Origin of the sequence: Pseudoalteromonas sp. SWXJZ10B (assembly GCF_015864475.1) — a bacterium.
In the GTDB taxonomy this organism is placed as follows: Bacteria; Pseudomonadota; Gammaproteobacteria; order Enterobacterales; family Alteromonadaceae; genus Pseudoalteromonas; species Pseudoalteromonas arctica.
In genome coordinates this window covers 1-25,582 of the sequence record NZ_JADYXD010000022.1, presented here as the reverse complement: position 1 = coordinate 25,582, position 25,582 = coordinate 1, and the positions used below count along the sequence as shown (strand labels likewise).

General features: G+C 39.5%; 25 protein-coding genes. 9 read left to right on the top strand and 16 right to left on the bottom strand.

The annotated features are described in order from the left end of the window. Positions 1-193 precede the first annotated feature (193 nt). Positions 194-610, top strand: a complete 417-nt coding sequence (locus I6F54_RS16420; protein WP_165728956.1) for a hypothetical protein — start codon at positions 194-196, stop codon at positions 608-610. A 57-nt stretch (positions 611-667) separates the two neighbouring features. Then, positions 668-1,213 (top strand): DUF7010 family protein, encoded by a 546-nt coding sequence (locus tag I6F54_RS16415; protein WP_165728955.1) that lies wholly within the window; start codon positions 668-670, stop codon positions 1,211-1,213. Positions 1,214-1,593: 380 nt separating this feature from the next. Here the strand turns inward: I6F54_RS16415 and I6F54_RS16410 are convergent, their stop codons facing one another. The 7 genes from I6F54_RS16410 to I6F54_RS16380 form a co-directional block, all read right to left on the bottom strand. After that, positions 1,594-2,001: a hypothetical protein gene (locus I6F54_RS16410; protein ID WP_165742160.1), complete on the bottom strand. Its 408-nt coding sequence runs from the start codon at positions 1,999-2,001 to the stop codon at positions 1,594-1,596. Between the two features lie 393 nt (positions 2,002-2,394). Then, on the bottom strand, positions 2,395-3,294 hold the full coding sequence (locus tag I6F54_RS16405; RefSeq protein WP_165728953.1) for a haloalkane dehalogenase: 900 nt from the start codon (positions 3,292-3,294) through the stop codon (positions 2,395-2,397). Between the two features lie 20 nt (positions 3,295-3,314). Further along, on the bottom strand, positions 3,315-4,013 hold the full coding sequence (locus I6F54_RS16400; protein ID WP_165728952.1) for a DNA alkylation repair protein: 699 nt from the start codon (positions 4,011-4,013) through the stop codon (positions 3,315-3,317). A gap of 79 nt (positions 4,014-4,092) precedes the next feature. Further along, on the bottom strand, positions 4,093-4,737 hold the full coding sequence (locus tag I6F54_RS16395; RefSeq protein WP_165741145.1) for an SDR family oxidoreductase: 645 nt from the start codon (positions 4,735-4,737) through the stop codon (positions 4,093-4,095). A gap of 80 nt (positions 4,738-4,817) precedes the next feature. Further along, on the bottom strand, positions 4,818-5,558 hold the full coding sequence (locus I6F54_RS16390; protein ID WP_165728950.1) for an SDR family oxidoreductase: 741 nt from the start codon (positions 5,556-5,558) through the stop codon (positions 4,818-4,820). A 10-nt stretch (positions 5,559-5,568) separates the two neighbouring features. Further along, entirely contained in the window at positions 5,569-6,480 is a 912-nt protein-coding gene (locus tag I6F54_RS16385) for a haloalkane dehalogenase (RefSeq protein ID WP_110924242.1), read from the bottom strand. A gap of 67 nt (positions 6,481-6,547) precedes the next feature. Then, positions 6,548-6,928, bottom strand: a complete 381-nt coding sequence (locus I6F54_RS16380) for a hypothetical protein (RefSeq protein WP_165728949.1) — start codon at positions 6,926-6,928, stop codon at positions 6,548-6,550. A gap of 153 nt (positions 6,929-7,081) precedes the next feature. Between I6F54_RS16380 and I6F54_RS16375 the strand changes: the two genes are divergently transcribed. The 4 genes from I6F54_RS16375 (at position 7,082) to I6F54_RS16360 (ending at position 9,974) form a co-directional block, all read left to right on the top strand. Further along, entirely contained in the window at positions 7,082-7,690 is a 609-nt protein-coding gene (locus tag I6F54_RS16375; RefSeq protein ID WP_165728948.1) for a TetR/AcrR family transcriptional regulator, read from the top strand. 80 nt (positions 7,691-7,770) lie between these two features. After that, a complete protein-coding gene (locus I6F54_RS16370; protein WP_165728947.1) occupies positions 7,771-8,202 on the top strand; it encodes a hypothetical protein in 432 nt (143 codons plus the stop codon). A gap of 81 nt (positions 8,203-8,283) precedes the next feature. Further along, complete coding sequence (locus I6F54_RS16365) at positions 8,284-8,664, top strand: MmcQ/YjbR family DNA-binding protein (protein WP_197142319.1); 381 nt, start codon at positions 8,284-8,286, stop codon at positions 8,662-8,664. 56 nt (positions 8,665-8,720) lie between these two features. Then, positions 8,721-9,974: a winged helix-turn-helix domain-containing protein gene (locus I6F54_RS16360; RefSeq protein ID WP_197142318.1), complete on the top strand. Its 1,254-nt coding sequence runs from the start codon at positions 8,721-8,723 to the stop codon at positions 9,972-9,974. Positions 9,975-10,443: 469 nt separating this feature from the next. Here I6F54_RS16360 and I6F54_RS16355 read toward each other — a convergent pair whose 3' ends face one another. Further along, entirely contained in the window at positions 10,444-12,027 is a 1,584-nt protein-coding gene (locus tag I6F54_RS16355) for a tetratricopeptide repeat-containing sulfotransferase family protein (protein WP_165741147.1), read from the bottom strand. A gap of 87 nt (positions 12,028-12,114) precedes the next feature. After that, the gene (locus I6F54_RS16350) at positions 12,115-14,532 is read right to left on the bottom strand and encodes a TonB-dependent receptor (protein ID WP_165740024.1); all 2,418 of its coding nucleotides are present in this window, start codon (positions 14,530-14,532) and stop codon (positions 12,115-12,117) included. Positions 14,533-15,009: 477 nt separating this feature from the next. Here I6F54_RS16350 and I6F54_RS16345 point away from each other — a divergent pair, with 477 nt between their 5' ends. Further along, entirely contained in the window at positions 15,010-16,104 is a 1,095-nt protein-coding gene (locus I6F54_RS16345; protein WP_197142317.1) for an NADH:flavin oxidoreductase/NADH oxidase, read from the top strand. Positions 16,105-16,178: 74 nt separating this feature from the next. Continuing rightward, positions 16,179-17,375, top strand: coding sequence for an MFS transporter (locus I6F54_RS16340; RefSeq protein WP_197142316.1), 1,197 nt, complete (start codon positions 16,179-16,181; stop codon positions 17,373-17,375). Positions 17,376-17,448: 73 nt separating this feature from the next. On the opposite strand, the gene I6F54_RS16335 is transcribed toward I6F54_RS16340, so the two are convergent. The 4 genes from I6F54_RS16335 to I6F54_RS16320 form a co-directional block, all read right to left on the bottom strand. Further along, a complete protein-coding gene (locus tag I6F54_RS16335; protein WP_197142315.1) occupies positions 17,449-18,312 on the bottom strand; it encodes an EamA family transporter in 864 nt (287 codons plus the stop codon). Between the two features lie 255 nt (positions 18,313-18,567). Next, positions 18,568-19,311, bottom strand: a complete 744-nt coding sequence (locus tag I6F54_RS16330) for a FadR/GntR family transcriptional regulator (RefSeq protein WP_165729530.1) — start codon at positions 19,309-19,311, stop codon at positions 18,568-18,570. Between the two features lie 452 nt (positions 19,312-19,763). Next, the gene (locus I6F54_RS16325) at positions 19,764-20,750 is read right to left on the bottom strand and encodes a Gfo/Idh/MocA family protein (protein WP_197142313.1); all 987 of its coding nucleotides are present in this window, start codon (positions 20,748-20,750) and stop codon (positions 19,764-19,766) included. A 38-nt stretch (positions 20,751-20,788) separates the two neighbouring features. Continuing rightward, positions 20,789-21,799: an AraC family transcriptional regulator gene (locus I6F54_RS16320; protein WP_197142311.1), complete on the bottom strand. Its 1,011-nt coding sequence runs from the start codon at positions 21,797-21,799 to the stop codon at positions 20,789-20,791. A gap of 102 nt (positions 21,800-21,901) precedes the next feature. Between I6F54_RS16320 and I6F54_RS16315 the strand changes: the two genes are divergently transcribed. Next, the gene (locus I6F54_RS16315) at positions 21,902-23,506 is read left to right on the top strand and encodes a GMC family oxidoreductase (RefSeq protein ID WP_197142309.1); all 1,605 of its coding nucleotides are present in this window, start codon (positions 21,902-21,904) and stop codon (positions 23,504-23,506) included. A gap of 27 nt (positions 23,507-23,533) precedes the next feature. On the opposite strand, the gene I6F54_RS16310 is transcribed toward I6F54_RS16315, so the two are convergent. The 3 genes from I6F54_RS16310 to I6F54_RS16300 all read right to left on the bottom strand — a co-directional run bounded on the left by I6F54_RS16310 (position 23,534) and on the right by I6F54_RS16300 (position 25,238). Continuing rightward, positions 23,534-24,349, bottom strand: coding sequence for a class I SAM-dependent methyltransferase (locus I6F54_RS16310; protein WP_197142307.1), 816 nt, complete (start codon positions 24,347-24,349; stop codon positions 23,534-23,536). Between the two features lie 3 nt (positions 24,350-24,352). After that, positions 24,353-24,751 carry a hypothetical protein gene (locus tag I6F54_RS16305; RefSeq protein ID WP_197142305.1) on the bottom strand — a complete coding sequence of 133 codons (399 nt, stop codon included), beginning with the start codon at positions 24,749-24,751 and terminating at the stop codon, positions 24,353-24,355. A 67-nt stretch (positions 24,752-24,818) separates the two neighbouring features. Then, positions 24,819-25,238 (bottom strand): DUF3429 domain-containing protein, encoded by a 420-nt coding sequence (locus I6F54_RS16300; protein ID WP_165729525.1) that lies wholly within the window; start codon positions 25,236-25,238, stop codon positions 24,819-24,821. Positions 25,239-25,582: the final 344 nt, after the last annotated feature.

The window sequence follows — 25,582 nt, the reverse complement described above, 5'->3', positions numbered from 1 at the left end:
CTCCTGTTTAATAACCTTATGATTACGCGAGCTTTTCAAGGTATAAACCTTACAGTAGTCTCACTGAATGTGCGCTTATTCAAAATATACGTTAAATTATGATTATTGTGCGTTTACATAATAGGTAAAAACTGAGAGTATAAATTTCAACGATTGTTTTTAAAAACACAATTTAATAAAGGGAAGTTGCACTGTGTTTAAAGCCTTAGTTTTGATTTTTATCGTGTTTTCATCGGCAGTCGCTGCCAACACCTCAAACACTCTTAATAATGTATTAAATGTTGATCGTGCTATACCCCGCAGTATTCATTTATCGTTTCCAAACGATAACAAAATAACGCCTAAAAAATCTGACTTCACAATTTTAAATTACGTTCTTATGAGCAATAACGAAGGCGAGCGCTGGGCAGTTATTACGCTAACTAATTTATCGTCAGGCAACCGCGAGCTCAATCAAGAACATTTATTAGCATTGTTTGCAGATGGCAGCAGATTAACGCCAATAGAATTTAAGCTCGGTTTTAAAGGTAGTGAAACACAATCAGTCACCGTCTCGTTTGCCGAGCATAAGTTTCCTATTTTAAGTGTGTATTCGAGTAACGAGCTGTAATTATTATTAGTGCGATCATGCTGCCTTAGGTTCTTGTTTTAAAGTTAAGGAATTACTATGAAATTTGAAGATGCGCAACAAAATATGAACCTCGCATATTTTGGTGGTGGAACGGGCGTATTAGTGTCTGGCTTGGTTTGGTGTATAGCTGGCTTTGTCGCACTACTGCATTCAAATCAAGTAAGTATGCTTACTTTGTTTTTTGGTGGCATGTTTATACATCCTTTAGCCATATTACTTTCAAAAGCGCTTAAACGCTCTGGCAATCACGACCCTAAAAACCCATTAGGTAAATTGGCCTTAGAAAGCACTATTATTTTATTTGTTGGTTTGTTTTTAGCGTTTTACGTAGCAAAACTTCAAGCTGAATGGTTTTATCCAATAATGCTGATGATAATTGGTGTTCGTTATTTAATTTTTAACACCTTATATGGCATGAAAATCTATTGGATTTTGGGTGCTTTGCTTATGTTTTTTGGCATGTTATGTATTATATTAAATGCCAATTTTGTAATTGGCGCATTTATTGGCGGGATAACCGAAATACTATTTGCGCTAGTGATATTTGCCCAATCGAAAGGGCTGGTTTTAAAAACTGAATAACAAGCGGTCATAATGGTAAAAGTAGTGTGCTGTTGGCGGTGTTTGTCAAACTAGTTGTCGCGATCACTTCGTTATGCACTCTCCACTTTAACGGTTTCACGTTCAGGGTTTAGGTGCACTTCTTCTGGTAAATCACATTGCAAAAACGCCAGTAGATAAACCTTTTCAAAAATTTGCTTGGGAAAAGTAGTCTTTATTATAGCTAATTAATATTAGCTATAATTTTTTGGTTTTTTAGGCGCTTTGGAGCGACTGTGGATTAGCTTCCTAAGGCGGAAATGGGCATAAAGCGACTTGAAAATTCATCTCTAAATGAGTAGCCAGACCTATGATTTAATTCAAATGATACTATTTTAAAATTACACAAGTATCGTTTTTCTCTAGCCAAGTTCTAGTATTAAATTACGGAGCTTATCAGCTAGATCAGGTGACTTAATTAAAGCACCATGACAAGGAAGTAAAATTTTAGGCGGTGAAATTTCAATAAGTTGCATTACCGCGCTGGCAAAGACTTTTCGATCTTTAATACCAAAATTAGGAAATACTTTAACCATTTTTACAATGTCACATATTGGGCCTTCAGTATGTTTTTGGCCCGAAAAGGCATCCACAACATGCCAAATATAGCCAATCTGCGCTGACTCTATAAGCCAAACCTCACCATTTTTCAAACCACTGGGTTCTTCTAGGGTAAGTCCTTCTGGTAGTGCATTGGCTAGCGATGATAATTCTTTGAACGTTAGCCCTGTCCTGTCAGTCAAGCGTGCATGAGCACTCTCAGATGCCACTAAATGAGCTTTTGGGGTAGGCTTTTGAGTATTCTATCAAACCAGCATTATGGTAGGTATAGGGGCGAGTAGATATTGGACTTCGCCTAATTCGATTAGGCTATCTTTAGCCTCTTCACTGAGGCCTGACACTGGACTATATAAACAAACGCCACCTGTTCTCAGTTTAATAGCCGTGCATCTAAGGCTATTTTTGGTGGCGGTATATAATGTAGCAGAGCCATCAACTGCTTCAAACGTGGATAATTTAGCTGCCATCGGTACTTTCTTTGTCGTGGTCAAATTATAGTGTCAAATTATAGCGGTCAAATAAATCTGCTCATGGTTCCGTAGTCTACCCAATATAACGCTTAAGCATTTTTTCTATTTGACCACTAGCCCTATAATTAGTGTTTATTTAATAACTTTTTTATACCAATCGACAATACCTTCACCAATTTCGTGTGGATGCGACTCTTGTAGATAATGCTTTCCTTCACCTAAATCTACTGCAGTAATATTTTTCCACGTTTCAGCGATATGCTCACCTAATTCTCGATTAATAATTAGTCCTGGCTCTGCATAAAATAACAACTTAGGCACATCTGAATTTTTGTGGTATTCATTATATGAATTAACAATGTCAGTGGTAAATTTTGGGACGCCATCAAACGAAATTTGACCAGGCCACATAAGCAGTGGTTTACGGCTCTTTTCTTCCAAATAAGGCGCTCGGTAATGGTCCATTTCTTCTTGAGTTAATTCTCTGCCCGCCATCATGGGTAGCATAGCCTCAATAAAGAAGTTGTTTTTAACAATCATTTCATGCCCTTCTGCAGGGTCACGAAATTTTTTAAATAATGTTTCTGTCTCTTTAGTCGTATTTTTCCAATAAGAAACTTGAGACATAGCTTCAAAAAAAACAATCCCTTTTATATTTTCTCTATGCTGATTGGCATAGTTAAAACCTAAAGCAGAACCCCAATCTTGAATGACTATAATGATATTTTTTAAGGCTAACTTTTCAATAAACGCATCTAAATAGGTAATATGGTCTTCAAATGTATAGTCTATATCGGGCTTGTCAGACTTACCCATTCCAATAAGATCGGGAACAACTACACGACCTAACGGACTTACATGCGGAATGATGTTTCGCCATAAATAACTTGATGTAGGGTTTCCGTGTATGAGTAAAAAAGTATCTTTAGAACTTTTGTCTCCTTCATCGACATAATGCATTTTAGAATCTAATACAGCTTGAAATTTAGATTCAAAAGGAAACGCTGCTGATATTGGTTTGTTGTTTGACATATTTATTCCTTTTTAAATGTTTAAATTGAATTTTTGCGATTTAAAACTCTTGCTGCTTTTCTAATTTGCTTCAGTTTTTCCCGTTTTGTTTTATCCCATTTTTCTGTACCTGCACTATATCCATAAGCACATATTTTAGTTGCGTTTTCAAATAGAAATTCTTCCTGCTCTTTAGGGTATATATTTCCTATTTCTCTAAGTGTCCAACCCACTCCTTTTTCAACATAATAAGCGTGGTCAGAAATTAAAGGTGCTACCAAATCTATAAGTACTTGAAAAGGTAAATAGTGTTTTCTATGAGCGCTGTAATAAAGTAAACCCACTATGCTTTGTCTTCTATGCCATGGGTTTGTAGACGTATTCCATTTTTTATACGTTGGCAAAATTAATGCTGCATCATATTCTACTAATTGAGCATATATTTTTGAAATGCCATCGCTTGTTTCCCATCGATTAATTTTGTCTTGCCATAATTTAATCGTTGGCCAAGCGGCCAGCATTTCATCTTTGTTTTTAATATGCTCCTCCAAGAAATACAAACAAAACATTTCAGCTCTATACACTTTGGTGTTCGTCCAGATATAACTCCATATCGCTAGTTGTTCATAAAAAGACATGTGTTTAAAAGAAAAACCTCTTTCAAAAGCTTTTCTTTGTAAAGGAACGGTTTCACCTGCTTTAGAAGTGATTGTTTCTATTTCTTGAAGGTAGTTTTGCATATTATTTAAAACTCTAATATTAATAGCTTCTTTCGCTAATATATTATTTTATAGTGGTTAGCGAATCGTTGGTTATAAATTAATTGCTAGCGGTTAATGCCGAGCTAATTACTTCATTACCATGATAAAGTTCAAATATCTGGTTACTGACTTCGTCACGATTAATGTAATACTCTATTGATTTAGCGACATCTTCTCTGCTAATGAATAAATCATTCGTAGAAGTCGAACGCGTGGTTGTTATGAGCCCGTTGCCTTTATCATTAGTAAGGAGTCCCGGTCTAAGAATGGTGTAATTTAGGCCACTGGATAATAGGTACTGATCGGCAAAATACTTTGCCACCAAATAGGGTTTTATTTCTGATTCAAATTCGTCAGGGTCTTGTGCGCCTAAACCACTTACCATTACAAAATGTTGTATACCTTCCTTTAAAGAATAATCAACTGCTTTTTTTGCTGCCCATAAATCTATTAGAAGTGTTTTATCGTCGCCTGTATTACCGCCAGAACCTGCACTAAATACTACTTTATCGCAGTCCTTAAAAGCGTGTTCAAAATCAGTTTCAAGATCGCCAACAACAGCCTCTACACCCATATTTTCTAACTTCTCAGCTTGTTGTTTGCTACGAACCATTGCGAGCACTGGGCGATCCTGATTGTGAAGCAACTCAACCACTATTTTACCAATCTGGCCATTAGCGCCAATAATGAGTGTTTTTTTCATTTTTTATACCTTTTAAAGCAACTGTTTCACGTTGACCTGCCAAACAAAATACAAAAAAGGCAGGATCAACTCACATTAGATTAGAAGTCTTGAATTGTTGGTCTGATAATAATTTCGTTAATATCGACATCATCTGGTTGTTCAATCGCATAGGCGACAGCTTTAGCAATAGATAACGCTGGAATAGCGACTTTATAAATATCTTGAACAAATTGAGAGGTGGCTTCATCCGAACTACCGAATTTTAATTCAGAATCAATTAAGCCAGGTGATAATAGCGTTGTACGTATATTGCCACCCACTTCCGCTCTCAATCCTTCTGTTATCGCTTTAACCGCAAATTTTGTACCGCTATAGACAGCCGAACCCGGTGAAACTTTATGTGCAGCAACGGAAGCGAGATTAATAAAGTGACCACTATTTTGTTTGGTAAACACGGGAAGTGCAGCGGCGATACCGTAAAGTACCCCTTTGATATTAATGTCGACCATGCGATCCCATTCATCAACCTTAACCTCAGCCATCGGAGCAATTGACATCAAGCCGGCATTATTGACCATGACATCTAAGCGTCCAAAAGTCTCAATCGCCTTGTCGACAAGCATTTTAACCTGATCGGATTTGGTGACATCCATCGTGACATATTCAGCTTCGCCACCCTCAGCACGAATATCATTTACGATAGCTGCTAGTTTTTCACTACGACGCGCACCCAATACGACTTTAGCACCTTTTTGAGCCAGAAAACGCGCAGTTGCTTCACCTAAACCACTGCTTGCACCCGTTATAACAATCACTTTATTTTCTATATTTGTATTCATTGGATATAGCCTATTTATTATTCATTTCTAAGTGAACAAGCGCTTTTTCTGCAATTTCAACACCGTATTCTTGAACAAAGTGTCCTGCTTCTGCAATTTTTAAGGGCTCAGGGCAGCCTTTAATAAAGCTTCTTAAGTACTCCATTGGGCCTTCGCCTAAAGCTGTATCTTTCATGCCTATCGCCATGAAACTTTGACCGTTCCAGTCTTTTGACCAAAACTCTCTTGCGCGTTTTCCGTGCTCAACACCATCCATCGTTGGCTCGACAGGCACCATGGCGGGAAAGCGTCTTACGCCTGCTTTATAGCTGTTATCTGGAAATGGCGCATCGTAAGCTATAACATCCATCACAGATACGGCTGGCCCTGCGTCACAGGCAAATAAACCACCGACTGGTATTTCAGGGGCATTTGCGCAGAAATCTCGCCACTGATAAAACCCTTCAGGGGCGGTTTCACCCACCGATATTGCCGTGTTCATAACAATCAAATTTTTGAATCGATCTTGCATATCCATTGGGATTGTTAACCCTAGAATTCCGCCCCAGTCTTGACAGACCAACGTAATATTTTTCAGATCAAGGCGTTCAATTAATCGCATTAAACTATCACGGTGAAAATCAAAGGTATAAACCGATTCATCAACGGGTTTATCTGAACGACCAAAGCCAAACAAATCAGGCGCAACAACACGATGACCAGCGCCCGTAAATATAGGAAGCATTTTTCTATATAAGTAGCTCCATGAAGGCTCACCGTGTAAACATAAAAAAGTGTTTTCAGATGAGGAATCACCCTCGTCGATGTAGGCCATGCGTAAAGACTCAAAACCAGCTAAATCATCAATGTAGTTAGGTTGGTAAGGAAAGGCCGGTAATACAGAGAATCTTTCTTCTGGTGTTCTTAATGCTTTAATCGTCATAATATTTCTCCTGAAAAGTAGTTTATTTAAGTTAATGTTATCAATGCTAAAATTATTAATTTATAAGTTACTGAGTTTTGCCTAAAAATAGGGATTTAAAGGGCTGCTCGGATGCTCGCATACTGCCAATGATGTAAACAAAGGCGGTAATAAGATCCATGACAGAAATATAGACAAAGATCTTTGGTGCCAAGCCTAATGAAGCGGCATATGTAACAATGATAAAGCCGACCATTCTTACCAATCCGTTCCAAACAATAAGAGGGGCACGGGTTTTAATGTCTGAAGTAGCCCAAAGTAACGCAGCGCCCATAAGCATAAAAGATACGCCCAATACCACCGTGATAATTAACGTGTCTGCTTGAGGTGCCATCAGCGCTGAAATAATCATGCCTAGTGCGATTGGAAAGTTGAATAGAGCAGTAATTTGTACGAATTTTTTAAACATTTTTAGTTCACTTATTTTATACTTATGAAGCGATCGCTTCAGAATTGAGTTAATTGTGAAGCGATCACTTTGTAATGTCAATAGGGCGAATTGACATTTTGAAGTGACTGCTTCAAAATAGAGTTAATTAATATTATTTTTAAGGGCCACAGAGTGAAAGCAGGACGAAAAAGAGCGTTTGATAAAGAAGTCGTTTTAGATAAAGCGATGCGGTTATTTTGGGCCAATGGGTTCTCGGGTACTTCTGTTGCTAATCTTTCTTCTGAACTTGGCATTAATACGTCGAGTTTGTACGGAACGTTTGTCAATAAAGAGCAATTGTTCAAAGATGCTTTGGCACATTATCAAAAACAATATGTAGAAGTTAACTACAGACACCTAGTAGAGCCCTCAGATGCAACATTAAAAGCGCGGTTACAAGCTTGTTTCTATGGACTTATTGAGCTATTCACCAGCGATGAAACGCCCCGTGGATGTTTGCTTGTAAAGAGTGTTAATGAATCAGATAGTGTTGCGTTTCCAGAAGATGCGGTTGTTTATATGAAGAAATTAGGAACAGAAACTCAGCAAACATTGACAGGTTTATTCGCGTCTGGCATTGCGAAGACGGATATGCCCCAAGGCCAAACAGCTCAAAAACTGACTAACTATCTTTTATCAGTAAGTTATGGGCTGGCTGTTCAAGCAAAAGTAGGTCTGGTTGAAGATGAATTAAAGTCAGTCCTTGATCATGCTTTGAATTCTATTTTTGGTTACTCTTAGTTCAATAATTTAGATTGTTGCATGCATTACAGAATCTATCTTTTAATTAGCCATAAAAAATCAGAATAGACACGATATTTATGAATAACACATTAAAATTTAAGCAATTTATCGTCGTTATGTTACTAACGAGTATTTGGATCCACGTTGCCGAGGTAGCAAGAGCTATTTTAGTCGCGTTTCCTATGATGGAGGCCTTCTATGCCGGAAAGTTAGTCGTTGGACCAATGGCTGTCAGTAATGCATTGATATGGGGAATATGGGACACGATACTGGCGAGTACCTTGGTATTTATTTACTGGTTGTGCGCTCAAAGCTTTGGTCAGAATGTAAAATCGATCGTTATATCAGCCACTGTTACTTGCATGGCAACGCTGGGTGTTTTTTGGATAGGGTCTGTAAACTCAGGATTAGGAACGTGGGAAATGGCAGTTACTTTGGTCCCAATCGCATGGTTTGAAATGCTTATTGGCGTATTTTTAGCCAGTAGGTTATATGCGCGTTATCGCTAAAATATAAAGCGAGCTCATATATTTATAAGTCCATATAATGGGCTCTATAGCCAATAGACTATACAAACGAAGATCGACAATATGAACTATAAAGAATTTAATGATTTCTGTCGCGCATTAGAAGCAACCTCATATGTGGTCCAATGGCATAACTCTCATGTATGGAAAGTCGGCGGAAAGGTTTTTGCTATCGGCGGATTGGGAGGAGGGTTGGGAGGAGGTGATAAACCAGCCTTTATTTTTAAAACATCTGAACTGAATTTTCATTTTCTCAGTGAAATACCTGGCTATAAGCCTGCACCGTATTTTGCTTCTCGTGGAATGAAATGGATACAACACTACGAAAGCAACGATGATACTGATAACGACTTATCATATTACCTTAAAGAGTCTTATCGGCTTGTTTCATTGGGCCTGACAAAGAAAAAACAAAAAGAGCTCGGTTTAAACCAAACCCCTTAAAATAGGTTTAGGTTTACACGTTGCACGGATACTCGTTAATTATCTCTTAGGAAAATATGATTAAAATTAAACACCCTCAAGAGCTAGCGCGTTTACGCCGCCTTGCCCTGTCAGCACAAGGTTTGCTACAAACACAAGCTTTTGGCAGTGGTTTGGCTGGTGCGTGTAATGCAATTAACCATATTGGTTACGTACAGATTGATGCTATTTCGGTGGTAGAGCGTGCTCATCATCATATTCTTAACTCTAGAGTACCTAATTTCAAACCCGCTATGACCAATCAGTTATTACTCAATAAAGACATTTTTGAGTACTGGTCTCACGCTGCCGCTTTTTTACCGATTAAAGATTTTCGCTTCTCATTACCTTACAAACACGCGATTAAAAATGGTCAAATTCATTGGCATAAAGAGCGTGATAGCAAGCTGATGCAAGAATTATTAACTCGCATACGTATCGACGGTCCGTTGCGATCTCGAGATTTAGAGTCAAATGCTACAAAGCGTGCAGGTTGGTGGGATTGGAAACCTGCGAAAAAGGCACTTGAACAGTTGTATATGGAAGGTGACCTGATGGTTAGTAACCGAGAAGGTTTCCAAAAAACGTATGATCTAACTGAACGGGTATTACCTTCTGAGGTAAACTTAAAAATGCCCAGTATGGATGAGTTGGCCACGCACATTGTCGATCAACAGTTCCGCTGCTTGGGGGTTACCTCACTTAAAGGCTTGACTTATTTACGTCGAGATAACGAATTGCGCAACGCAGTGAAAAACTTGGTAGATGAACGATTAGTGCAAAACATTTTACAACAAGTGCAAATGAGTAGCGGTGAAATATTGTTAGTGGAAACCGAGGCGATTGAACGGCCCCTTCCCCGTCTGAATAACCGAATGTTGATCCTTTCGCCATTCGATAATAGTGTCATTCAACGTGATCGGCTCAAGTTGCTTTTTCAATATAACTATCAACTAGAATGTTATGTTCCTGCAGTGAAACGACAGTATGGTTACTTTTGCTTACCGCTACTTTATCGCGGTGAATTTGTTGGTCGTATGGATTGTAAAGTGCATAGAAAAACATCTCATTTAGAGATTAAATCACTACATTTTGAGCAACATAACTTTGAGCAGCATAACTTTGATCAAGCGTCAGTCATTACTGCCTTTGTAGACGCCATTATACCATTTTGTAGTTTTCAGAAATGTGACTCCGTTTCTTTAATTGAAGTCTACCCGAAACCGTTAAATGAAAAGTTACAAAGTGCATTAAAATCTATTATTAACGTTAATATAGGTCCCATAATATGAGTGCGCTGTTTGTCCTTGTTGTAAATCAACGTCTATCAAGGTTATAAGTGCAGTAACACTTTGTTCGTTTGACTCATTTACACTTTTAATCAAGCAGTGATAATGGGGTCGCGTCTTGCCTTTTGCCACTTTCAGTTTATGGCACTTTCTGGCCACTCGACAACATAAACGCGGTAAGTCGTGTTGTTGCTAGTCAATTCATCATTTTTGTCGGATGACGTAGCTTCGCCACTTATCCGACCTACGTCAAAAGGTAGGTTGGTTAAGCCGAAGGCGCCACCCAACAGAGTTTCAGATTTACGCCTTGAAGGTTCGCTATTGGCACTCTCTATTCACTCGACAACATAAAATATTGATAATAATTGGCCAGGTGTTTTACTGTGTCGGATGGCGCTTCGCTTATCCGACCTACACTTGCACAAGCGGGTTATTCTTGGTTCACACACCTAACTCCTAAGCTATAAAACCTTTACTCAAAACTGATATTTTGCTTTAAAAAGTAATCTTCAATTTCATCAGTATTCGGCTTAAACGCTTTCCAGCGGCCAATTGCTTTATTGTTAAGTGGTTGGCGTACTTGCACCTTGCTTGCGGTAGAAACCGGTGCGGTGTTTAAGTGAAAGTCTATACACTGTTCTTGCCATTCGAGGTTACAAAAGCTCACTAAGTCTTTTATTTGCTGCTCGGGCTGTGCGACTAACTCTTCGTATTTTACTAATTTTATATTGCTGTGCAGGGCGCTAAAGTGCTGCATTAGTTTGTAAAAACGGCTGTAAAATTTAGCGGTGTCGAGTAAATCGAGCGAGTACGCGTAGTAGGGGTTATTAATGGTGAATAACTGGCGATAGTTGCCAATACAGGTGTCCATTGGGTCGCGCAGCATACAAATTATTTTGGCGTTTGGCAGTGCTTTGGTTATTAAGTCGATATAAAAAAAGTTAAACGGGAGTTTATCTATAAAGTGCTTATGGCTGCCTGTTATTACGCGTGTTGCGTTTAAATAGGTTGACCCAAGTTGATTAAAATCAAGCTCGTAGGCTTTACTGAGCGTTTGAGTGTCGAGCACGTGAGGTGTTTGTGTTTGGCTTAGCTTTTTAACGCTTAGGCCAAAGTCTTGTAATTCACCGGCTGATTGCACGTCGCTGTGGCTCGATAAAATACGCTCAACTAATGTGGTGCCAGAGCGGGGCATACCTAATACAAAAATAGGTTCGGCCGTTGGGTTACCCTGTGTTAGCGCTTGTGTGTGCTGTTCACTTAAGCGTTTAATATGTTCAAATAACTCAGTTGAGCTTTTATGATCAAACGGCTGCACAGCACGTTTTGCTACTTTACCTTGCTCTAACGCGTTAAAAGCCTCTGAATATTCACCAGTATCTTGATACTCTTTTGCGAGTGCATGGCCTATATGCAATTTTGCATCGGGGTGTGTTACTTGCTCAAACACGTTTTTTAAGCGTTCAATATGGTTGTTTTGCTTACTTACTTTAGTTAAATCACTTAATGCAAAATGACTTTGATGATGCAGCGGGTTAAGCGCTATGGCATTTTCAAAAGCGTGTTGGGCTTTATCAAATAGCCCTAAAAACTTAGCGCTTACACCGTAGTTATAATAAAACGGGGATTGAGCTTTGTTAGCCGCTGTAGCCAGTTTAATAGCGCGCTCAAAGTAGTTAAGTGCGTGTTCGTGAATGCCTGCTTGAGTAAGTGCAACGCCAAGTGTGTCGGCATCAAGGGCTTTAGTTATTTGTTTTAATGGCACCGATAGTGCGGTGTTTTTTGCTTTTTGTAATTCGCCAGTAAGTGCGTAACATTTAGCAAGTTGCGCGGTGTATTCAATACTTTGGCCAAGGGTAAGAGCTTTTTCGATGAGCTTTATTGCTTTGTGTATTTGCCCAACAGTTAAATTAACCATAGCTAACAAAAAATACCCATCAGCAAAGTCTGGTTTGAGTGTAACTAACTCCACTAGGGCTTTGTGTGCTTGCTCTATTTTACCTTGGTTTAGGGAGTGTATTGCGCTTTGATGAAGTTGCTTTAAATTTGGCTGCATGGTTTTGGTAATTATTATTTTGTAAAAGAAAATAAAAAGGCTCAAATAAATTTGAGCCTTAAAACATTGTTTAAAAATTACTATAAATTATATTTCAAATTTGTAGTTAAATTTAACACCTACCGTAAGCGGGCGATTAATGTAATGGCCGTAGTTACGTTGTATGTCGGCGCCATTAGCTGATGTTATATCTGCATCTGAGCGACGAACGGATGTAACCGCGTATTTGTTGAATAGGTTATCAACATATAGCGTAGTTGACCATGCATCAGCCGTTAATTTAGCTGATATATTACTCAAACTGTAACCTGGTAGTGTTTCGCCGTTATCACGAAGTCCTACTCTTGAAAGCACGTCGCTTTGCGCGGTTAAACCGTAGTTAATATCAAGCGTTTTGTCGTTAAACACGTCTGTTTGATAGTTTACACCCATCGAAAATTGGTTTTCAGGCGAACCTGGCAAACGGTCGCCGTCTTCTGCGCCACCGGTACCATCGGCATTAAACAAAAATGGTGCGTCTGATGTTAGTTCTGCTTTTGTGTAAGCGTACGTAGCGTAAACCGAAAACGAGTCAGATAAAATAGCGCGGGTTGAAATTTCTACCCCTTTTGCATTAGCGCTACCTGCGTTTGAAAGGTACGTTAATTGACCTATATCTGTAGCGCCCGTAATTTGTGCATCATCCCAATCTACGTTAAATAACGCGGCGTTAAAGTGTAGTTGGCTTCTAAACCATGTACTTTTAAAGCCTAGCTCGTAGTTTGTTGTGGTGTCGGCTTCATACAATAATTCGTCAGGTTTACCACAACCTGTTTGTTGATCCTCAATAATTGGATCAGGGCAAGACACTAACCCATTTGAGCCGCCAATTCTAAAGCCTTCACTTACTGTTACATAACCCATTACTGAGTCAGTGAACTGGTATTTAGCATTAAATTTAAATAAGTTACCGTTATCGCCTGCTTCGTCTTTTTCGTATGCAACGGTGGTTACATCAGGATCTACTCCACCATACAATGTATTTGCTAGCGGGAAGTCAAAAGCCGCTTGCGACTCTATATCGTATTTGTAAAAACGGGCACCAATGGTCACATCTAATTTGTCGGTAACTTGGTAGCCAACTTCACCAAATAGTGCAGACTCAGTGACGGTACTTTTTGTAAGCTCTAAGTATTCTAATGAGTCAGGTCTTAGCTGCTCGCCACCAAAGTTATCGATAGCGAATTGGTCAAACCCAGGCGTAAACTCTCGGCTTGACGCTTCGGTTTCTGTTTTGTTGTAAAAGCCACCCACAATCCAGTTAAAGTCGCTGTCGCCTTGCGACACTAAGCGAATTTCTTGAGTGAAGGTATCTTCTTCGTCAATTTCACGGGTAAACGTTGAAAACGAAGGAAACTCTTCATAACCGTAATCAAGACGAATAAGTAAGTCTGTTTGGTCGCGTTGGCCGTCGGCATCAAAGCTCGAAATACCGGTTGCTGATACGAGCTCTGCAAAACCTAGGTCGGCTTTTAGTTCAAGGCTTAGTAATTGATCTTTTTTCTCGCGAGGCTCTTCAAAGCGATAAGCCGATTCGTATTTACCTATTACGTCGCTTAAGCCGTTGTTTGCATTAAGGCTGTTGTAATGAACAATCGAGCGACCTTCGCTGTCTTGGTTTTGGTAAAAGTAGTTAAGCGTACCTTCAAACGATTCATTTGGTTTAAAGCGAACAGAAATACGACCAGTAGTGGTGGTTTCGCCGTTGGCGTCTTTTACATTTTTAAGGTTGTTATTAACTGCTGAGCTATCGCTCCAATCTGGATCTGGCAACGATACGCCTGGCTCGCGTACTACGTAACCGTAATCGATAAAACCTGGATCTTCATATACGTTTAAGCTGGCGCGTACTGCTAATTTATCTTCGATAATAGGAAGGTTAAATATAAAACCGCCTTCGCCACCTAAAGAGTCACTTTCTTTTGTTTGAAATAGGTCGCCGTATACTTCAAGCGATGTAAAATCAAGCTCAGGCTGTTTAAGCATGTAGCGAATTGCACCGCCTAATGTGCCTGCACCATAAAGGGTGCCTTGTGGCCCAATTAATACTTCAACACGCTCAATATCTACTAGGCGCATATCTACCGAAACAGGAATTTCGTTAATGTAAGTAGATACTGTGCCGCCATCTGATGATGGACCAGATGAATTAGTATTTAAACCACGAACAATAATAGGCGAGCCTGAGCGGCCACCTTGATCAGTAATTGTTAAACCAGGTACCCAGCGTGCTACATCCGCAAGCTCATTGATATTTTGATCTTTCATAATATCTGCATCAAGGGCTGTAATATTTAGCGGTGCATTTTGCACAGAGCCGCTGCGCCTTGTTGCTGTAACTTCGATTACTTCGAGTGATTTGTTTTTAGCTGCAACTTCTTCTTGAGCAAGTGCGGCATTAGGCAATAAAAATACGCTAGAAACAGCGCTCGAAATAGCCAAGGTTAACAAGCTTGGTTTAAACATAAAAAGTGATCCCCAGTTCAAATGTTTTACATTAGTAAATTAAGTTAAGCAGTTTATCAGGGAGTGAAGTAGCTTGGAATATCTAAATTGAATTTTAATTCACTTTTGTAGAATAAATATGGTTTGTATGTGGGGTTTTTATTTAGTTAATAGGCAATATAAGCAATAGCTTAGTGCTATTAGGTACAGTTAGGTTAAAAATCACACCCTTGTTTAAAGGTAAATAGTCATTCATTTTTTAAAGATGGCTTTATGACGCGCTCGTTAAACAAATTATTACATTAAAATTGATAGTTTATAATGTCATTAGTTATGCTTTTATCAGCACTATTAAAGTGTGTTTTTATCCCCATTAAGAGTGGTAGTCGTATTTATAAGTAACTGTGTAAGTTATTGAGTGAGCGTGTTTGATTGCCGCTTCGTATACTCTTTTTTGTTTTGTCCGCACTTTTTTGTGCGTGTTTTTAAGGATTAACAATGAGCCAACTATTTTCGCCTTTATCACTTGGGCAAGTAACGTTAGATAACCGTATTATTATTGCACCCATGTGCCAGTACTCAGCAAACAATGGCGCTGCTAGCGATTGGCACACTATTCATTTGGGCCAATTGAGTTTGAGTGGTGCAGGATTGCTAATTTTAGAAGCAACAGCAGTAAACCCAGAAGGGCGTATTAGCTACGGCGATTTAGGGCTTTGGAATAACGAAACCCAGCAAGCCCTGGGCAAAAGCCTAAAAGCAGTAAGACAATATAGCCCTATGCCTATTGGTATTCAGTTGGCGCATGCTGGGCGCAAAGCATCAACTGAAAAACCATGGGACGGTGGCGATGCTATTGCACCTGATGACGTTAATGGCTGGCAAACGCTTGCACCTTCGGCAGTTGCGTACGACGATAAAAGCCCAGTACCAAAAGCAATGAGCCAAGACGACATAGACTCATTAATTAAAGACTTTGTAAGTGCAGCCAAACGCGCTGATGAACTCGGCCTTGATTTAATCGAGTTACATGGTGCGCACGGTTACTTGTTACATCAATTTTTGTCGCCACTTTCAAATAAGCGCGATGACAACTACGGTGGCAGCTTAGAAAACAGAATGCGTTTATTGCTTGACGTGTTTAAAGCGGTACGCGCGGTATTCCCTAGTGAAAAAGCGGTAGGTGTGCGTATTTCGGCAACCGATTGGGTTGAAGGTGGCTGGGATTTAGAGCAATCGATAGTGCTTAGTAAAGCGCTTGATGAACTCGGCTGTGATTTTATTCATGTAAGTACGGCGGGTTTAAGCCCTGAGCAACAAATACCAGTAAAACCTAATTTTCAGGTACCGTTTGCAACCGCTATAAAAGACGTTGTTAAAATGCCTGTAATAGCCGTGGGTTTAATCACTGAGGCGCAACAAGCTGAAGATATTATTAATGAGCAGCAAGCCGATGGCGTAGCACTTGCGCGTGGTATTTTATATAATCCGCACTGGCCGTGGCATGCAGCTGCAGAGCTTGGCGCTACAGTAACTGCACCTAAACAGTATTTACGCTCAAGCCCACATGGGCAGCCATCGCCAATAAAGTAAAGTTTAGTTTTTTGTAAAAACCCAACCCGCGTTTGCTGGTTGGGTTTTATTATTTTTATAAAGTAGAGACACACATGACTCAAACAGGCGTTTCACCACAACCACTTAGCAATACACTCGTCACTATTATTGCTTTGTGTTGTGGCCTTATTGTTGCCAATATTTACTACGCTCAACCTATTATTGAGTTACTAGCACCAGAGGTGGGATTAAGCTCGCATAGTGCCAGCCTTATCGTATCGCTTACACAAATAGGTTATGCCTTAGGTTTGTTTTTTTTAGTGCCTTTAGCTGACTTAATAGAAAACAAACGCTTAATGCTTATAACGCTCGCTGTGTCGTTTTTGAGTTTAATAGGCACAGCACTGGCTGACTCACCTAATGTAATGCTTATTTTATGTTTGATGATAGGTATAAGCTCGGTGTCTGTTCAGGTGCTTATTCCACTTGCTGCGCACCTATCGTCTGACGAGAAGCGCGGGCAGGTGCTTGGCAATATTATGGCGGGTCTCCTGCTAGGTATTTTGCTGGCAAGACCTATATCGAGCTTAATAGCCGATCACTTTGGTTGGCGCGCTGTATTTTACTTTGCAGCAGGGTGTATGGTGTTTATTGCGAGTGTAATTTACTTTGCTATTCCAAGTAGGCAGCCTACTCATAAAACCACGTACTTTAAGTTATTAAAATCGCTTAAACAGTTAATGATAAGCCAACCAGTGCTGCGCCAACGCTCTCTTTTTCAAGCGTTAATGTTTGCATCATTTAGCTTGTTTTGGACGAGCGTGCCGATAGTGCTTGCGCGTGAGTATGGTTTATCGCAATCAGAAATAGCACTGTTTGCACTTGTCGGTGCGGCAGGTGCTATAGCAGCCCCTATTGTTGGGCGTTTGGCCGACAAAGGCTATACACATCAGGTCTCTTTACTTGCAAAAGTTATAGCAGCTGGTTGCTTTTTACCCAGTTTGTTTGATTTACCTTACGGGATAGTAATTTTAGCGTTAACGGGTGTGTTTATTGATTTTGCTGTGCAAGCCAATATGGTACTTGGGCAACGCGCAGTTTACGCACTAGAGCCACAAAGCCGAGCACGTTTAAACGCTATTTACATGACCAGTATATTTGTAGGTGGTGCAGTGGGGTCGCTTATTGCCAGCCCGTTATATGAAGCAGGTGGTTGGACAGGTATTGCCCTGGTTGCTACGGGTATGCCGCTTATTTCGTTGATTGGGTATTTGGTTACAACTAACAAGCAAAGTAAGGCTGTAAGCTAATTACGTTGCTACAAAAAAGCCACTGCTTACGCGGTGGCTTTATTTTTTAGAATTAGTCGATTACAGTTTTTATTTAAGCAACCTGTTTTTTTGCGTTTGAAAACGAGCTACCAACAGATGCAACTCTCACAAGTAAAATAGCTAGCCACTGCCATAAAGTAAGTAACTCACTTAAAATAATAAACCCTGCGAGCGAAGCAATTGCAGGCTCTAAGCTCATCATTACGCTAAACCCTTGCGAGGGCATGTTACGTAGTGCAACCATTTCAAGAGTATAAGGTAATGCGCTTGATAAAATAGCAATACCAATACCCAGAGGAATAATTTCCCATGAAAACGCGGCACTTTGCATAATACCGCCGTAAGGTACAAGTACAATTGCTGCAACAGTCATACCCAATGCAACAGTGGCTCCACCAGAGCTTTGCGTACCCGTTTTTTTACCAAATAATATATAACCTGCCCAACATGCACCAGCACCAAGCGCAAGCGCTACACCCAATGGATCAAGGCTGTCTTGGCCGCTCATATCAGGAAGCAGAAGCAAAATACCGGCAATAGCACAGGCAACCCAAAATAAGTCACGTTTACGGCGCGATGAAAACAAGGCAACAGCAAGCGGGCCTGTAAATTCAAGCGCTACACCAATACCTAGCGGAATAAGTTCAATGGCGTAATAAAACAAAATGTTCATGCCGCCTAAACTTAAACCATACACAATTATAGGAATACGATTACCAGAAGTAGGTAAGTGTTTCCAAGGTTTAAACACTAAGCAAAGTATAAAGGCAGAAAAACCAAGCCTAAGGGCAGTTGTACCTTCAGGGCCAACAATAGGAAAAAGCTGCTTTGCAAATGACGCGCCCGTTTGAATGGTCATCATAGCAAGCAGTACACACACTATAGCCAGTAAATAACTTTTTGAAGATGCTTGCATTTTTATCCTTGAGTTGAGTAACTCTATCAATTGTATAAATAACCAGAGTTCGGGTTAAATAGTCATGCAGGTGAGTGTAATAACTAAACCCGCTCGATATTAATGGCGGCATAGTATCTTTTTTTAAATTTATAGGTAAGTGTTTGCGACCAAAAATAGCGCAATTAAAAGTATATTAATAGGGCGAGTAAATAAAGTAAGCGATAAAGTTAGCAAACAGGCGCTTGCTAACTTTAATAAGTTGGTTAAAAGGCCTTAGTGGGCTCTTTTATTAACTAAGCCGTCAAGCGAGTAAAGGCCTCGTTTTTCATCATTTTTGCGTTTAATTTCTTCAAGTGCGCGCGATTCTACGGCATCAAATAAAGCATTAATTAAGCGGTTAAAATGTTTGTGCATTGCGGTGCGCGCTGCATTTGCATCATGCGACTTTAGGGCTGTATAAATAGCGGTGTGTTCGTCCATAACGCACTCGTTATTGTTTTTACACACACTGCCATAGTCAGCAACAATTTGTGGGTTTGTTAAACGTAAATCCCACAAGTTAGACACTGCAAATTCAAGTGCTTTATTGCGCGTTGCTCTAGCTATAATTTCATGAAACTCACGGTCGGCTTGCTCAACATAAAGGCCTTTTTCCATGGCAATTAATGTTTTATTTAGTTGCTCTAGTTCTTCTTCTGTAATGCTTTGAGCAGCTAAAGCGGCAATTTCGCCTTCAATTAATGCGCGAGCTTGAGTAAGTTCAAATGCACTGATCTCTTTTGATTTTATAGATGCATTTTTTTGTTCTACTACGTAAACACCAGAGCCGGTTTTAACTTCAACTCGGCCACGTACTTCTAATGCGATAATAGCTTCTCTAATGGTAGGGCGACTTACATCAAACATTTCTGCAAGTTCACGTTCAGGTGGTAAACGACTCCCAGCAGAAAATTCGCCTTGATTTATTAAAGACTCAATTTTATCAACTATGCGCCAAAATAAGCGACGATTACCCATACTTTACCTTCATTACCTTAAGGAATAGTGGCCTCTGGGGCCTAAAAGTCAAAACCAACTGTGAATACCAGAGGTTACCTCAAAATTCACTATTATGTCAAAATTCTAACGCGATGTTATGGTTAAAAACCACTATACACCAATGGTTGCATTCTTGTATTACCAATTTAGTTTAAAATAATGCAATTGGCCAGCTTGATTGGTAATGTTTTTATGTGTTAGGTTAGTTTTAAGGTTATCAGATAATAAATATTGGTAATAAGTCAGTTTAAGTTGTTGGTGTTAAATTTGTTGCGGAAGTATTTTTATTTCTAAGACATCTTATTTGATTGCCCATGGATGGGGATCGTTATTTTTTAAACGTTTTTATAAAGGTGTGTAGTTGTACGAAAGCTTAAATAGCTTTTTTATGGGCGTTAACTGTCGTTGGTTAACGCCCATATTTTATTTAATTAGTCGTTAGGGTACACAACCCCAAGTTGTTTGCGGGCTTCATCAAGTACGCTCATTACGTTACTGGCTAAAATATGTGTATTAACAGGTGACTCAAGGATATTTTGCTTCACTAATGCCATAAAGTGTTCAACTTCGTATTTCATAAAGTGCTCATCAAACGGCTGGGATATAACCTCTACGTCACCATTATTAGCAATAAATTCCACCTTTTTAAGTTGCGATACGGCTTCTATACGTATGCGTCCAAGCTCGCCTTGTATTTCGGTTATGTTGTCGCCTTGCGATATTTTAGAGTAACTAATAACGGCTTGTTTATCTGCGTAGTTTAGTAATACATCGCCCGCGCCATCTACACCTGTATCAAGTAATACGCCACTGGCACTTACGCTTTTTGGCGCTCCCCACAGTGCAATTAATAAATACAGTGGGTAAATACCTAAGTCGACCAATGCGCCATTAGCAAACTCAGGTAAAAATGTATTTGGGCGTTCGCCATTTTTGTACTTATCGTAACGCGACGAATACTGACTGTACTGGCCAATATATTTACGTGGAGTGCCAATTTTTACCATTGCCTTTTGCAAAAGTGCAAAGTTTGGCAGGTGAGTGGTCATCATGGCTTCCATGTATAGGCGCTGATGTTTTTTTGCTGTAGTAATAATGCTTGCAAGTTCTTTAGAATTGGCTGCTGATGGTTTTTCGCCAAGGACATGTTTACCAGCTTGTAAACACATAACGGCATATTGTTTATGTAAGCTGTTAGGGGCGGCTATGTAGACAGCATCAACGTTTTGATCTTGGCATACTTGTTCGATTGAGGTAAAAATTTTTGCTTGTGTGTTTTGTGGGTGTTTGGCTAAAAATGTTTCGCCGCTTGATACAGCGCGCGAGCACACCCCGTATAAATTAAAATCGTTTAATGTATTTGCAGCGGCTAACAGTGTGTCGCTAATAAAATTGGTGCCAACAATAACCAAGTTCATGCTCACTCCCTAGCTTAAATAAAAAATAATAAGAGTGTTTAGTTTAACATTTTTTTAGTTCTATATGCTCGAGGTGAGCAACCAAACCAGCGCTTAACATTAACACTTAGCGTTGCTTGCTCCTGATACCCTAAAAGCTCAGATATGGTTGATATTGTAAATTGGTTTTGCGCTAAATAGTGTGCAGCTAAAGCGCGACGAGTGGCATCTTTAAGTTTTACAAAGCTCGTATTATGTTTGATAAGTTCTCGATGCAGAGTACGCGGGTGCATACCCAGCGCAGCTGAAATAGTTTGGTTACTACATTGATAAATAGGAAGCATAGGCCTAATTAATGCACTAACTTGGTTGGGGAATGGTTGTGTGTGTTCTTTGTTTTTTGCCAAGAAGCTTAGCGCTGCTTGTACTTTATTTAGTTCAGGGTGATCAAGCTCAAGAGTTAAATCACTTTTTGAGATTACAATGCCAGCGCTGTTGCGATGCTCTGTAACGTTACAACCAAAATAAGTGTTATAAGCACGAGTATTAGTACTTAATTTTTTTGGCAAAAATATAGTAATTGGTTTGCAGCGGTTATTGCTCAGCTTTTTAATAACAGCCAGTGCTAATCCAATGGTTAGCTCAATTACTTGGTTAATGTGCGGTAATGGTTTTAAATTAATTTCGAATGATAAAAACACGCTTTTATCACTCTCTAAAGGGTGCGAGTTTAAGCTAAGTGCAGGGCTGTGCAAGTAAAGGTATTTAATTACCCAATTAAGTGCATCACCTAAATTAGTACTGCTTTTGGCTGCTATTGCAATATGTCCTAAAATATCAAAATTTTGTCTACTTGCGAGCTTAAGGCCAAAACTAGAGCAATTGAACTCACAAGCACAGTATTCTAATAACTCAGCGTAATCTCGATAAGGCAAATAGTGGTTATCGAGATTTTTAAAGTCAACGTTATTAATATTACAGTTTTGCATTATTTGATGCGGATCGCCGCCAAATTCGCTAATTAGCGTGTCTATACCTTGTAATGACGTGGCTCTGATTAGGCTGCTCATGGTTAACCTCAAATAAAAGATGTCTAAAAATATCAAGTTTTGTTGAGTTTTTCTATGCACTATTACTGTTAAGGTCGTTTAACTCTTTTATTAAGGTACACCATGAACAATACAACATTTGATTACATTGTGATTGGCGCAGGTAGTGGTGGCTGCGTGATGGCATCGCGCTTGTCGGAGGATAAAAATGTAAGTGTGTGCTTAATTGAAGCAGGCGGCAGCGATAAAAGCGCATTTGTACAAATGCCAGCGGGTATAGCGGCAAGTGTGCCTTACGGTATTAATAGTTGGCATTACAATACAGTACCTCAAAAAGAGTTAAATAATCGGTGTGGATTTGTCCCGCGTGGCAAAGTGCTGGGTGGGTCGAGCTCTACCAATGCGATGGTTTATATTCGCGGTACTAAATACGATTACGACCAGTGGGCACAGCTTGGTAATACAGGCTGGGATTTTAATAGTCTACTCCCGTATTTTATTAAAGCTGAAAACAATAAAACCTTTATAAATAATGAGCTGCATGGCACTGATGGCCCCTTACATGTGCAAGATCTTAATAACCCAAGTGCAATTAACCAGTGTTTTTTAAACGGCTGTAAAGAGCAGGGCGTTAATTTAAGCGACGATATTAATGGTGCAGAGCAGCAAGGTGCACGGCTTTCACAAGTGACTCAACATAATGGCGAGCGTTGTAGCGCCGCTAAAGCGTATTTAACACCTAACTTAAATAGAGCTAACTTAACGGTACTGACTAAAAGTCACGTTAATAAAATTATAATTAATGATAAAACCGCCCAAGGTGTGCAAATAGAAAAAAACGGCAAAGTAATAGATTTACTTGCTAATAAAGAAGTGATTTTGAGCGCCGGTGCTATTAATTCACCGCAGGTATTAATGCTTTCGGGTATTGGCCCTAAAGCTCAGTTAAGCGCTCATAATATTAAAGCTCAACACGTACTAGAAGGTGTGGGTGCTAATTTACAAGATCACTTAACGGTAGTGCCACTTTATAAATCAAAAACAAACAAGGGTACATTCGGTATAAGCCCACTTGGTATTGCTAGCATTTTTAAAGGCTGCGTTAACTGGTTTAGTAAGCGAGAAGGGCGATTAACGAGTAATTTTGCAGAGTCGCATGCGTTTATTAAGTTATTTGAAAATTCACCTGCGCCCGATGTACAGCTAGAGTTTGTAATAGGGCTGGTGGACGATCATAGTCGTAAATTGCACGCTGGGCATGGTTACAGTATACACAGCAGTATTATGCGGCCTAAAAGCCGAGGAACTATTACATTAGCCGACAGCAACCCACGTAGTGCTCCACTTATTGACCCTAATTACTTAAGCCACTCAGATGACTTAGTTGCAATGCTTGCTGGCCTTAGAAAAACACTCACTATTATGCAAAGCAAAGCTTTTGATAACATACGCGGTAAAATGGTCTACCCGCTTGATATAAATAATGACGAGCAATTAATTGAGTTTATACGTCAAACTGCAGATACCGAATATCACCCAGTAGGGACATGTAAAATGGGGCAGGATCCAATGGCGGTAGTCGATACTAATTTGCGAGTACACGGGGTAAGTAACTTACGCGTAGTCGATGCGTCGATTATGCCTACCATTATTACCGGCAACACAAATGCACCGGTAATTGCGATTGCTGAAAAAGTGGCTGATTTAATTAAACACGAAAAGGTGTAATTAAATAAACTGTAGTAGGGCTATTAATTAGCTATAAAACTCATTTAGCCATTGTTGCCAATCGCTTTCAAGATGTAGCATTTGCTGATGCTTTTTAGCGTTTAGATGCTTGGTTTCGTCCTCGCTTGCCATATAAGGTCCAACGCGGCAAAGGGAGCAATGGTTAGGTGTTAAGTATGCAGGTTTGGTAAGACGTGAGCTTAACTCGCTAGTATGTGTATCAATACTTTTTGGGCTGAAAACGTAAGTTATGCCGCTGGTGTCTTTTACGTGTTTGTCGCGGTCAACATTACGAATTTTATAACCTTCAAAATGGCTAATATCAAATGGGATTTGGCCTAAATAATCAGCGTTTAAACCGTTATTTAAACTCCCCTCTATATTCCATTCTCGATAAGGTTTTACGTCTTTAGAGGTTATGTAACAAAGCATTGGGCCCTTTTTATCAAGCGCAAATTCGTTCGCGTATTTAATAAATTGGTGCAGTAAAGCGCGGTTAAGTACATTCATGCTGGTTTGGCGCGTGTTGTTTTCAAATGCTTCACGGCCAACAAACGCAGGTATAAGCGGAAACTGAAAAATAACCACGTCAAAGCTGTGCTGATTTGCACTTAGAGTTTGCCAACACGCAGGGTTTGTTACATCAAAGCTATTAAGTACGGCAACGTTTTGCGCTTTTAAATCGTTAAGCGCATTGTCTTGGTACTTTTGCTCAATAGTGATTGCATCATCGTAGGTAGAGGCCACTAATGTGTGCGGCTTTACGTTGTTATGTATGGCGCTCGAAAATGATAAGTCGCCATCGCCAACAGTGAGTATTCGCCAATCAGGATCTAAATACATAAATTAAAGCGGTTTAGTTGGTGTGTTATCAGCATCAGGCGTACTTTTTTGAGACTGTGCTGCAAGTAAACGATGAAACGCAAGTCTGGTTTTTAACCCTTCAATTGCGATTTGTTTAATAATAAGATTAAAGGTAATTAAAATAGCAAAGGCAATATGAATAGGGCCGTGGGTAAATCCTGCATCTGTATCGTACAGTGTTAAACCAAATAGCAAAAATAAGACGACTAAAAATATTTCGAGTAATTGACTTGAATAAAAGCTTAAACGACCTTCGCTTTTATGATCTTTTTTAATGCGTATAGCACAAAAAAATGGGATCACTTTGATTTTAAATGCCGCGTTTTTTTCTACGTAGTTTTCGCCAAGTTCATCAAGTTGTTGGCGTAATTGGTCAATCATGGTGTGTCCTCAAATAGCAGTGCGCGGATATTACCTTATTACCACGCAATATTTAAGTTTACAGCTGTTACTTAGGGTAAATACTCATACCAATAGTTAGGATGTGACAAACAAATACAACGGAGGTCAGCACAAAGCGCATTTTTTGATAATCTTTATGATAGGTTTTCCATTGTGGAGTGGCTTTTTCAAATATAAGTACTAACCAAAAACTAGCACCTAGCCACGCCAGTGCCCACTCTACAGGTAAAAATGATAAAAATGGAACTGGGATAACAGGTAATACCGCTTTAATTGCATTGCTATAGCTTTGCTCTCCGGCGCGCCACAAGTTACCTGCCATAAATGCTAAAATGGCGATACTGTAAAAAGTAAAAAATTCTAAGTTAACGCTGTTACTACCAAACACAAGCGGCCATGCCACGCAGCCTAAAAAAGGAAGTAGCCCTAGGTAGCCTAGTTGAATGTGATTAACAAATTTTTCCATAACAGTGTGCCTTGTGTTTGAACGTTTTTAAGCGCGGCTATTGTAGCAGTATTTTATAAGTAAAGTGGATTTACAATAAATGCGAGCTACTAAATAGTGTAGAGGTATTAATTGATTAAACGTTGTAGATAAAGCACTCGATCTTCATTGTTATTATTTCTTTAAATATAAAGTAATACAATATGTAGGGTAGGCTGATGATTAGCCTATTTTATTTTTACTGGGAGATGATACATATCGTTTTTATCAGATTAAAAAGCCTCTTAAAGCTGTCTCTTATACACAAATCCCTGCTAAGAAATTAGCGGGGATTTTTTTGAACTAAATCTCAATGTCATGATCAG

Excerpts from the sequence above, each read along its gene's own strand:
- I6F54_RS16415 (WP_165728955.1), top strand. The coding sequence starts at position 668 with ATGAAATTTGAAGATGCGCAACAAAATATGAACCTCGCATATTTTGGT.
- I6F54_RS16405 (WP_165728953.1), bottom strand. The coding sequence starts at position 3,294 with ATGTCAAACAACAAACCAATATCAGCAGCGTTTCCTTTTGAATCTAAA.
- I6F54_RS16400 (WP_165728952.1), bottom strand. The coding sequence starts at position 4,013 with ATGCAAAACTACCTTCAAGAAATAGAAACAATCACTTCTAAAGCAGGT.
- I6F54_RS16395 (WP_165741145.1), bottom strand. The coding sequence starts at position 4,737 with ATGAAAAAAACACTCATTATTGGCGCTAATGGCCAGATTGGTAAAATA.
- I6F54_RS16390 (WP_165728950.1), bottom strand. The coding sequence starts at position 5,558 with ATGAATACAAATATAGAAAATAAAGTGATTGTTATAACGGGTGCAAGC.
- I6F54_RS16385 (WP_110924242.1), bottom strand. The coding sequence starts at position 6,480 with ATGACGATTAAAGCATTAAGAACACCAGAAGAAAGATTCTCTGTATTA.
- I6F54_RS16380 (WP_165728949.1), bottom strand. The coding sequence starts at position 6,928 with ATGTTTAAAAAATTCGTACAAATTACTGCTCTATTCAACTTTCCAATC.
- I6F54_RS16370 (WP_165728947.1), top strand. The coding sequence starts at position 7,771 with ATGAATAACACATTAAAATTTAAGCAATTTATCGTCGTTATGTTACTA.
- I6F54_RS16365 (WP_197142319.1), top strand. The coding sequence starts at position 8,284 with ATGAACTATAAAGAATTTAATGATTTCTGTCGCGCATTAGAAGCAACC.
- I6F54_RS16360 (WP_197142318.1), top strand. The coding sequence starts at position 8,721 with ATGATTAAAATTAAACACCCTCAAGAGCTAGCGCGTTTACGCCGCCTT.
- I6F54_RS16355 (WP_165741147.1), bottom strand. The coding sequence starts at position 12,027 with ATGCAGCCAAATTTAAAGCAACTTCATCAAAGCGCAATACACTCCCTA.
- I6F54_RS16350 (WP_165740024.1), bottom strand. The coding sequence starts at position 14,532 with ATGTTTAAACCAAGCTTGTTAACCTTGGCTATTTCGAGCGCTGTTTCT.
- I6F54_RS16345 (WP_197142317.1), top strand. The coding sequence starts at position 15,010 with ATGAGCCAACTATTTTCGCCTTTATCACTTGGGCAAGTAACGTTAGAT.
- I6F54_RS16340 (WP_197142316.1), top strand. The coding sequence starts at position 16,179 with ATGACTCAAACAGGCGTTTCACCACAACCACTTAGCAATACACTCGTC.
- I6F54_RS16335 (WP_197142315.1), bottom strand. The coding sequence starts at position 18,312 with ATGCAAGCATCTTCAAAAAGTTATTTACTGGCTATAGTGTGTGTACTG.
- I6F54_RS16330 (WP_165729530.1), bottom strand. The coding sequence starts at position 19,311 with ATGGGTAATCGTCGCTTATTTTGGCGCATAGTTGATAAAATTGAGTCT.
- I6F54_RS16325 (WP_197142313.1), bottom strand. The coding sequence starts at position 20,750 with ATGAACTTGGTTATTGTTGGCACCAATTTTATTAGCGACACACTGTTA.
- I6F54_RS16320 (WP_197142311.1), bottom strand. The coding sequence starts at position 21,799 with ATGAGCAGCCTAATCAGAGCCACGTCATTACAAGGTATAGACACGCTA.
- I6F54_RS16315 (WP_197142309.1), top strand. The coding sequence starts at position 21,902 with ATGAACAATACAACATTTGATTACATTGTGATTGGCGCAGGTAGTGGT.
- I6F54_RS16310 (WP_197142307.1), bottom strand. The coding sequence starts at position 24,349 with ATGTATTTAGATCCTGATTGGCGAATACTCACTGTTGGCGATGGCGAC.
- I6F54_RS16305 (WP_197142305.1), bottom strand. The coding sequence starts at position 24,751 with ATGATTGACCAATTACGCCAACAACTTGATGAACTTGGCGAAAACTAC.
- I6F54_RS16300 (WP_165729525.1), bottom strand. The coding sequence starts at position 25,238 with ATGGAAAAATTTGTTAATCACATTCAACTAGGCTACCTAGGGCTACTT.